A 9,074-nucleotide genomic window follows, 5' to 3' on the forward strand; every position below is an offset into this window, starting at 1 on the left:
GCCTTTGCGCGAACAGCACACCGCCGGACCACACACCGGTGCGGTCGGGACTGACGGAGAGGGCTGCAAGTTATGGAAGAGCCGCGTCGCCTCGGCGGCCGGTACGAGCTGAGCCACGTGCTCGGCCGTGGTGGCATGGCCGAGGTCTACCTCGGTCACGACACCCGGCTCGGCCGTACCGTCGCCGTCAAGACCCTGCGCGCCGACCTCGCCCGCGACCCGTCCTTCCAGGCCCGGTTCCGCCGCGAGGCCCAGTCGGCCGCGTCGCTCAACCACCCGGCGATCGTCGCCGTCTACGACACCGGCGAGGACTACGTAGACAACATCTCCATCCCGTACATCGTGATGGAGTACGTCGACGGGTCCACCCTGCGCGAGCTGCTGCACTCCGGCCGCAAGCTGCTGCCCGAGCGCACCCTGGAAATGACCATCGGCATCCTCCAGGCGCTCGAGTACTCGCACCGCGCCGGCATCGTGCACCGCGACATCAAGCCCGCCAACGTGATGCTGACCCGCACCGGCCAGGTCAAGGTCATGGACTTCGGCATCGCCCGCGCCATGGGCGACTCCGGCATGACCATGACGCAGACCGCCGCCGTGATCGGCACCGCCCAGTACCTCTCCCCGGAGCAGGCCAAGGGCGAACAGGTCGACGCGCGCTCCGACCTCTACTCCGCCGGCTGCCTGCTCTACGAGCTCCTCTGCGTCCGGCCGCCGTTCGTGGGCGACTCCCCGGTCGCCGTCGCCTACCAGCACGTGCGCGAGGAACCGCAGCCGCCGTCGAACTTCGACCCCGAGATCACGCCGGTGATGGACGCCATCGTCCTCAAGGCGCTGGTCAAGGACCCCGACTACCGCTACCAGTCCGCCGACGAGATGCGCGCCGACATCGAGGCCTGCCTCGACGGCCAGCCCGTCGCCGCGACCGCCGCCATGGGCGCCGCCGGGTACGGCTACGGCGACCAGGGCCACGGCTACGGCCACCAGGGCTACGACGCGCCCACCACCGCCCTGCGCAGCCCCGATCCCGGCCAGACCTCGATGATGCCCCCGACGGTCCCCGGCGACGGCGGCTACGGGTACGGGGACCAGGGCCACGGGGGTTACGACCAAGGCGGCCACGGCCGCCGGCCGCAGAAGAAGAGCCGCGCCTCGACGGTCCTGCTGGCCGTCGCCGCCGTCCTCGTCCTGGTCGGCGCCATCCTCATCGGCCGCACCATCTTCACCGGCGGGGCCGACAACCGGCCCTCCGTCCCGAAGCTGATCGGCGAGACCCTGGCCACGGCCCAGGACCGGGGCAAGAACGTCGGCCTCTCGGTGGTCCAGGACGGCGAGATGCCCTGCGACGACCAGCCCAAGGGCCGCGTCTGCCAGCAGAGCCCGGCTCCCGACACCAAGGCCGACAAGAACTCCCCGGTCAAGGTGAAGATCTCCTCGGGCGCGCCCAAGGTCGCGGTCATCGACGTGCTCAGGCTGAAGTACGAGGCGGCCGAATCCGCGCTGAAGGCGAAGAACTTCCAGGTCGAGAAGAAGCTCGTGGAGTCCGACCAGTCGCCCGGCATCGTCCTGGACCAGGACCCGAAGTCCGGCGTCGAGGCGGAGAAGGGCTCGGTCGTCACCCTGACCGTCTCGAAGGAGATCGCGAAGGGCACCGTCCCGGACCTCACCGGCAAGACCCAGGACGTGGCTGCCAAGCTGCTCTCCGACGCCAAGCTCAAGCTCGGCAGCGTCACCGAGGTCGATCCTCCCGCCGGCACCACGCCGGCGCCGAAGACGATCGTGGCGCAGCAGTACGCGCCGGGCCAGGAGCTCGCCAAGGGCACGGCGGTCAACGTCAGCATCGCCAAGGCCGCAGCGGCGACGCCGACGGCGGTGCCGCCGCTGACCGGTCAGACCGTGGCTCAGGCCAAGCTGACCCTCCAGGCGAGCGGCCTGGTCTTCGGCTCGGTCCTCGCCGGTCCGACGGACGACAACGCGGTGGTCCTCGACTCGAACCCGGCGGTCGGCACGCCGCAGCCCGCCGGCACGGTGATCAACGTCCGCACCGTCAAGGGTCAGGACGGCGGCGGCTTCTTCGGCGGCCTCACCGGCGGCACGCGCCGCTGACCCCGGCGCCCCGGACCCGGCCCGGCCCTCCCCGCTCCGGGGCGGGCCGGGCCGTTCCCGTCAGCGCAGTTCCGCGGGCGGGGTGCGCTCGGCGTCCACCTTCTCCGTGCGCACCAGCTCGCCCCACACCACGTACCGGTACTTCGAGGTGTACACGGGCGTGCAAGTCGTCAGCGTGATGTAGCGGCCCGGGGCCGTCTTGCCCGACTCCTTGGGGACCGGGTTGATCACGTCCACGTCGTACTTCGAGGTCTGGCGCAGCTCGGCGAAGACCTTGTACACGTACCAGGTGTCACGCGTCTCGAAGACGACCGCGTCGCCGGTCTTCACCTTGTCGATGTCGTGGAACTTCGCCCCGTGCCCGTCGCGGTGCGCCGCCAGCGTGAAGTTGCCCTTCTCCTCCCACGGCAGCGCCGCCTTCACCGGCTCCGTGTAGTACCCGGCGACCCCGTCGTTGAGCACCTCCGGCGACGTGCCCGGCTTGACCAGCACCTCGCCGTTGTCCATCGCCGGTACGTGCAGGAACCCGATGCCGCCCCGGGTGTCCAGCGCCCCCGGCGCCTCGGGCGCGTTCGTCCCCGGGGCGGTCTGCCACTGCCGGCGGACCTCGTCGCCGCGCGCCGACGCCTGCCGGTCCGCGAGCACGTTCGTCCACCACAGGGAGTACGCGACGAACAGGCCCAGGACCAGGCCAACGGTGATCAGGAGCTCGCCCAGCAGGCTCAGGAACCCGGCGAGCACACTGCGGCTCCGGGGCGGCGGTGCGGAACGGCGGCGGGCACGAGACACTGCGGATTCGTCCTCTGTGGCGTACGTACGGTCGGCTTACGGGCTCTTCAGCGCGGGCGGGGCGCCCTGGCTGCGGGGGCGTTCCCCGGTCATCCTGCCCCATACGATCATCCGGTAGGTGCTGGTGAACTCGGGCGTGCAGGTGGTCAGCGTGATGTACCGGCCGGGGCCGGTGAATCCGGAGCCCTGGGGAACCGGCTTGATCACCGACACGTTGGCCGGTGGGGTCTGCGGCAGCGCGGAGGTCATCTCGTAGGTGTAGTACGCGTCCCGCGTCTCCACCACGATCGGGTCGCCCGGGACCAGCCGGTTGATGAAGCGGAACGGTTCCCCGTGGGTGTTCCGGTGGCCGGCCAGCGCGAAGTTGCCCTGCGCGTCGGACGGCATCGCCGTCTTCAGCGGCCCCTCGCCGTAGTGCCCGACCATCCCCTTGTCGAGCACCTGCGTCTTGCTGACGCCCTCCGCCACCGGCACCTTCACGTCCAGTTTCGGGATGTACAGGATCGCGAAGCCCTGGCCGGGCTCGAAGGCCGCCACGGGCGGCGCGGCCGACCCGCCGGGGGCCCGCTCCCAGTTCTGCCGGAGCGAGCCGGCGGCCCCGTCCGCCGTCCGCTCCGCCAGCACGTTGGTGTACCAGAGCTGGTAGGTGACGAACAGCAGCATCACCACCCCGACGGTGATGAACAGCTCCCCGAAGGCCCGGCTCAGCACCACCAGCGGGCCGCCCTGGCGCGGACGCCTGCGGCGACGGCCGCCGCCCCCCTTGCGCGCCCGCGCGTGCGTACGCTTCGCGGCCTCCTGTGCCGCCCTGCGCCGCGCGGCCCGGCCCCCCGTGGGGGCGGACGGCGCGACGGCTGTCACGCGACGGCCTTGCCCACCACCGGGGCCAGGCCCACCGACCGCTCGACGGCTCCGGCGTCACCGCAGCGCACCAGCCAGTTCGCGAGCATCCGGTGGCCCCACTGCGTCAGCACGGACTCGGGGTGGAACTGCACGCCCTCGACGTCGTGCTCCCGGTGCCGGAGCCCCATGATGATCCCGTCCTCGGTGCGCGCGGTGACCTCCAGCGCGTCGGGCAGGGTCCCGGGCTCCGCCGCGAGCGAGTGGTAGCGGGTCGCGGTGAACGGCGACGGCAGCCCGGCGAACACGCCGAGCCCTTCGTGCACCACCGGCGAGGTCTTGCCGTGCAGCAGCTCCGGCGCCCGGCCCACGACGCCCCCGTAGGCGACGGCCATCGACTGCATCCCGAGGCAGACGCCGAAGACCGGGACGCCCGTCCCGGCGCAGTGCCGCACCATGTCGACGCAGACGCCGGCCTCCTCCGGGGTGCCCGGGCCGGGGGAGAGCAGTACGCCGTCGAAACCGTCCTGGGCGTGGGCGAGCTCCACCTCGTCGTTGCGCAGCACCTCGCACTCGGCGCCGAGCTGGTAGAGGTACTGGACCAGATTGAAGACAAAGCTGTCGTAGTTGTCGACAACCAGAATGCGCGCGCTCACGGAGCAGCTCCCGATCCCTCGTCCACCGTCACGTCGTTGAACGGGAGGAGCGGCTCGGCCCACGGGAAGACGTACTGGAACAGCACGAACACCACCGCCAGGACCAGTGCGAGCGAGATCAGTGCGCGTACCCATGCGGTGCCGGGCAGGTGCCGCCAGATCCAGCCGTACATCGCGCCGGCTCCCCTCTCGTTCCACGTTCCTCCCACGCACCGCGGGAGCGGTACCGCAACAGACTAAAGCCAGCGGCCGTGAGAGGGGGGTCACCTCGGCAATCCCTCCGGCGGCCCCTGGGCGGCCGGGCGGGTTTCCGTGAGCTCCGCCCACACCACCAGGCGGTGGCTGTGGCCCCACTCCGGCTCGCAGGTGGTCAGGGTCAGGTAGTGGCCCGGGGTGGCGAAGGGCGAGCGCCGCGGCACCGGATCGACCACCCCGGTCTCGGTGGGCAGGATGCGCAGCGGCTCGGCCCGGACGGTGTACGTGTACCAGGCCGCGGCGTCCTTGATGATCACGGCGTCCCCGGGGCGCAGCTCCGGCACGTCCTTGAACGGGTCCCCGTACGTCCGCCGGTGCCCGGCCACCGCGACGTTCCCGCTCTCCCCGGGGCGGGCCGACCCCGGGTAGTGGCCGAGGCCCCGCTTCAGCGGCTCCGGGCCGGTTCCTTCCAGCACCGGCTTGTTCCAGTCCGCACCGAAGCGGGGGACGTACATCTCGGCGAACGCCTGCCCGTCGGCCAGCGGCGGCCGGGTGGTCGGCGCGGGTGCGGCGGGGGCGGTCGGCGCGGGTGCGGCGTGCTCCGCGGGCGGCTCGGGGGCCGCCCAGCTCTCGTGCAGCCGGGCCACCTCGCCGTCCATGGCACGGTCGGCCCGGACCCCCGTCCACAGCAGCAAGTACGCCACGAACAGCACGATCAGCGTCCCGGCCGTCAGACACAGTTCGCTGAACGTCCGTACCAGCAGGCGCAGTACGACGTCAGGGCGTGGGCGTGGACGTGGCGGGTTCCACCGGCTTCGCATAGTGGAGGTCCACTGTGCCGGAGTAGCCGGGCAGTGTCAGCGCCTTGTGCTCGTCCACTTTCCAGCCGAGACCGTAGGCGGTGACGTACAGCTGGTAGTTCTGCAGGGCCGGGGAGGCCGCCAGCGCCTTGCGCAACGCGCCCGGGTCGCCGACCGCGGAGACCTTGTAGGGGGGCGAATAGACCCGGCCCTGGAGGATCAGGGTGTTGCCGACGCAGCGCACGGCGCTGGTGGAGATCAGGCGCTGGTCCATGATCTGGATGCCGGTGGCGCCACCCTGCCACAGCGCGTTCACCACGGCCTGGAGGTCCTGCTGGTGGATGACCAGGTCGTTGGGCTGGGGGTCGGGCACGTTGGGGATGCGGGGCGTGGCGTTCGGCGGAGCGTCGTTGAGCGTGACCGTGAGGCCCTTGCCGGAGATCTCCTCCGTGCCGGAGGCGGCACGCAGGGCGGCCAGCTTGGCGTCCTCGGCCTTGCTGCTGCCGTCGTCGCGTTCGGCGAGGGCGTCCACCTGACCGCGTACGGCAGCGGTGGTCTGTTCCAGCTCCGCATTGTTCTGGCTGCGTTCGTGGATCAGGTCGGAGAGCTTGAGGAGCGAGGCGTCCGTGCGGATGTTCGTACCCTTGGACGTGTTGAAACTGGTGACGAAGATGAGGCCCGCGAGGGCGAAAACGGCGGCGGTCAGCAGCCGGACCGGCCGGAGCCGGCGGCGGGGACCCGCGGAGGAGTCGTCGGAATCGCTCAACGTACCCTTCTCCTTCAACGCCACAGGTCCACTACGCTAACGGACGCCCGGGGCAGGCAAGGTCCCCAGCGCATCGACAGGAGAGCCCCTCGTGCCGAAGTCACGTATCCGCAAGAAGGACGACTACACGCCGCCGCCTACGCGGCAGCCGCAGGCGATCAGGTTGACGAACCGCAGCTGGGTCGCCCCGGTCATGCTGGCGTTCTTCCTGATCGGCCTGGCCTGGATCGTCGTCTTCTATGTGACCGACACCCAGCTGCCCATCGAATCACTGGGCAATTGGAACATCGTGGTCGGTTTCGGCTTCATCGCGGCGGGGTTCGGCGTCTCCACGCAGTGGAAGTAGCCCGGCCCGCATAGCGCAGTTCCACCGCCGACGGAAGCTCTCCCCATGAGTTATCCACAGCGTCATCCACACCTGAGGAAAAGGCAGAAGATCTGTGGATAACTCTGTGGAGAGTTGACGCTGGTGTGATCAGGTGAGCGCGGACAGCCCGGCCGTTCTGACCATGATCAGCAGGACTGCCAGCAGGAACACGGCCGCGCAGCTCCCCCACTGGACGAGGGCCCGCTTCCTGCCGGAGACGGGCAGAAGCAGCCCCAGCGTGACCAGCGCACCGGTGACCAGGCCGCCCACGTGCGCCTGCCAGGACACGCTGACGCCGCCGACCTGTACGAAGGTCAGCCCCAGCATCAGGGCGACCATGATGATCACGGGGCGCATCTCGTACCGCATCCGCCGCGCGATGACGGCCGTGGAGCCGAGCAGGCCGAAGACGGCGCCCGAAGCACCGAGGGTCGCCGTGTTCGGGGCGGTCAGCAGATAGACGAGGACGCTCCCGCCCAGGCCCGACAGCAGGTACACGGCGAGGTAGCGGACCCGGCCCAGGGCGGCCTCCAGCGGACCGCCGAGCACCCACAGGCCGATCATGTTGCCGATCAGGTGCCACCACTCGGTATGCAGGAACACCGAGGTCAGCAGACGGTGGTACTCGCCGGTGGACACCCCCTCCAGGGGGGCTCCGTAGTACTCCACGTAGCGGCCGAGCAGCTCCAGCCGTACGGGCAGCCCGGGCACCAGCTGCGCGACGAGGAAGACCGCGACGTTGAGCCCGATGAGGATCTTGGTGACCAGGTGCGGATCGGCGGCGACCACACCGCCGGCCAGGGTTCGCGGCGCGTTCGCGGCGGGTCGGTGGGCCGCGCCGGAGCCCTCGCGGACGCACTCGGGGCACTGGAAGCCGACCGAGGCGCTGATCATGCACTCGGGGCAGATCGGGCGCTCGCAGCGGACGCAGCGAATCCCCGTGTCGCGGTCCGGGTGGCGGTAACAGCCCGGCAGACGGTCGGTGTCCATCGGTCCCCTCGGTTTACGGCGGGACCGGCGCGGGACGCCGCCCCACCGGTCCGGTCACGGTACGTACCGAGTACGCACGGGCGGGGCGGAAAGGTTCCCGGTACGGCGCCGCGGGGGCTCAGCGCTTCTCGACGACCACGGTCCGGATGATCACGTCGTCCTGCGGCCGCTCGGTGCGCGGGTTGGTGGGCAGGGCCGCGATCTCGTCCACGATCTTCTGACTGGCCTTGTCGGTGACCTCGCCGAAGATGGTGTGCTTGCGGGTCAGCCAGGCGGTGGGCGCGACGGTGATGAAGAACTGGGAGCCGTTGGTGCCGGGGCCGGCGTTGGCCATGGCCACGAGGTACGGCTTGGTGAAGGCCAGGTCCGGGTGGAACTCGTCGGCGAACTGGTATCCCGGGCCGCCGGTGCCGTTGCCGAGCGGGTCGCCGCCCTGGATCATGAAACCGCTGATGATGCGGTGGAAGACCGTGCCGTCGTACAGCGGGTCGGTGGTCTTCTGACCGTCCGTCGGCCTCGTCCACTCGCGTTCGCCGGTGGCCAGCTCCACGAAGTTCCGTACGGTCTTCGGAGCGAAGTTCGCCAGCAGCTCCATCTCGATGTCGCCGTGGTTCGTCTTCAAGGTGGCGTAGAGCTTCTCGGCCAACGGGATCTGCCTTCCTCGTGCTCACTGTGGTGTCCGATCCTCCCACGGTGCGGCACGGCCCGGGAAAATCCTCCACCCGTATGCCTTGTCTCGCATGCCCGTTGGCGCGGGGACAGGCATGATCCGACAAAGGGTGGAAAGGTGAACTGTGTCCGCCACCGAGGAGGAGGATCCCGTGACCCGCAAGGACAGCGTGCGCCTGGCAGCCGAGAGTGCCAGGGAGAGCATGCGGCACGCAGCGGAAGTGGTGGCGCCGTACGCAGAAACCGCCAAGGACGCGGCTGTGCACTACGCGCACGAGGCGAACGAGCGGCTGGCGCCGAAGGTCTCGTACGCGGCGTCGGAGGCCGCCCGCCAGGCCCGTACGACCTACGACAGCCATCTGCACCCGCGCCTGAAGGCCGCGCGGGCGCACGTGCCGCCGCCCGTCGACCGCGCCGCCACGACCGCCGTGCACCAGACGCGCCGTGCGGCGCGTCAGGCAGCCGACTACACGCAGCCCCGGATCGAAAGCGCCCTCGCTGCCGCTCAGCCGATGGCCGAGGAGGCCGCATCGCGGTCCACGGCGGCCTTCGCGGCGCTGCGCGGCCAGGTGACGGCCAAGGAGGTGCAGCGGCTGGTCCGCAAGCACGAGCGGCGGGCCCGCGCGGGCCGGCTGCTCAAGGGCGTCGCGGTGGTCGGTGCGGTGGCGGCCGCCGCCTTCGTGGTGTGGAAGTGGTGGGACCAGCAGTCCAACCCGGACTGGCTGGTGGAGCCGCCTGCCGCCACCGAACTGTCGGGGCGCGGCGCCGAACCGGCGAGCTTCGAAGACGAACTGGCGGCGAAGGAGAACGAGGCGGACCCGAACGGCGACGCGCAGCCGTAACCGAAGGCACGCGCAAGGCACGGTGGAGGGGCCCGGATCCGGTGGATCCGGGCC

10 protein-coding genes and 1 pseudogene are annotated in these 9,074 nt (G+C 70.8%); 3 read left to right on the forward strand and 8 right to left on the reverse strand.

Annotation, left to right across the window (positions count from 1 at the left end):
- Positions 1-72 precede the first annotated feature (72 nt).
- Positions 73-2,106: a Stk1 family PASTA domain-containing Ser/Thr kinase gene (gene pknB / locus ACWGH1_RS30875; RefSeq protein WP_453353036.1), complete on the forward strand. Its 2,034-nt coding sequence runs from the start codon at positions 73-75 to the stop codon at positions 2,104-2,106.
- A gap of 60 nt (positions 2,107-2,166) precedes the next feature.
- Here pknB and ACWGH1_RS30880 read toward each other — a convergent pair whose 3' ends face one another.
- From ACWGH1_RS30880 to ACWGH1_RS30905, 6 genes and pseudogenes are all read right to left on the reverse strand, one after another.
- A complete protein-coding gene (locus tag ACWGH1_RS30880) occupies positions 2,167-2,895 on the reverse strand; it encodes a class E sortase (RefSeq protein WP_453355117.1) in 729 nt (242 codons plus the stop codon).
- Between the two features lie 36 nt (positions 2,896-2,931).
- Positions 2,932-3,609: pseudogene (locus tag ACWGH1_RS30885) on the reverse strand (class E sortase); the annotation flags it as partial.
- Between the two features lie 143 nt (positions 3,610-3,752).
- On the reverse strand, positions 3,753-4,391 hold the full coding sequence (locus ACWGH1_RS30890; protein ID WP_453409200.1) for an aminodeoxychorismate/anthranilate synthase component II: 639 nt from the start codon (positions 4,389-4,391) through the stop codon (positions 3,753-3,755).
- Positions 4,388-4,564: a hypothetical protein gene (locus ACWGH1_RS30895; protein ID WP_453355894.1), complete on the reverse strand. Its 177-nt coding sequence runs from the start codon at positions 4,562-4,564 to the stop codon at positions 4,388-4,390. The genes ACWGH1_RS30890 and ACWGH1_RS30895 overlap by 4 nt, the downstream gene beginning before the upstream one ends.
- Before the next feature lie 90 nt (positions 4,565-4,654).
- Positions 4,655-5,407, reverse strand: a complete 753-nt coding sequence (locus tag ACWGH1_RS30900; protein ID WP_453355893.1) for a class E sortase — start codon at positions 5,405-5,407, stop codon at positions 4,655-4,657.
- Positions 5,364-6,152 (reverse strand): DUF881 domain-containing protein, encoded by a 789-nt coding sequence (locus tag ACWGH1_RS30905; RefSeq protein WP_453355892.1) that lies wholly within the window; start codon positions 6,150-6,152, stop codon positions 5,364-5,366. Before ACWGH1_RS30905 ends, ACWGH1_RS30900 begins: the two co-directional genes overlap by 44 nt.
- A 91-nt stretch (positions 6,153-6,243) precedes the next feature.
- On the opposite strand from ACWGH1_RS30905, the gene crgA reads away from it, so the two are divergent.
- Positions 6,244-6,498 carry a cell division protein CrgA gene (gene crgA, locus ACWGH1_RS30910; RefSeq protein WP_190185596.1) on the forward strand — a complete coding sequence of 85 codons (255 nt, stop codon included), beginning with the start codon at positions 6,244-6,246 and terminating at the stop codon, positions 6,496-6,498.
- 129 nt (positions 6,499-6,627) lie between these two features.
- Here the strand turns inward: crgA and ACWGH1_RS30915 are convergent, their stop codons facing one another.
- Together ACWGH1_RS30915 and ACWGH1_RS30920 are read right to left on the reverse strand one after the other, a co-directional pair.
- A complete protein-coding gene (locus tag ACWGH1_RS30915; RefSeq protein WP_453355891.1) occupies positions 6,628-7,509 on the reverse strand; it encodes a rhomboid family intramembrane serine protease in 882 nt (293 codons plus the stop codon).
- A 118-nt stretch (positions 7,510-7,627) separates the two neighbouring features.
- Positions 7,628-8,155, reverse strand: a complete 528-nt coding sequence (locus tag ACWGH1_RS30920; RefSeq protein ID WP_453355890.1) for a peptidylprolyl isomerase — start codon at positions 8,153-8,155, stop codon at positions 7,628-7,630.
- A 175-nt stretch (positions 8,156-8,330) separates the two neighbouring features.
- Here ACWGH1_RS30920 and ACWGH1_RS30925 point away from each other — a divergent pair, with 175 nt between their 5' ends.
- Complete coding sequence (locus ACWGH1_RS30925; RefSeq protein ID WP_453409203.1) at positions 8,331-9,020, forward strand: DUF5324 family protein; 690 nt, start codon at positions 8,331-8,333, stop codon at positions 9,018-9,020.
- Positions 9,021-9,074: the final 54 nt, after the last annotated feature.

It is taken from the genome of Streptomyces sp. NPDC054883, assembly GCF_053610645.1.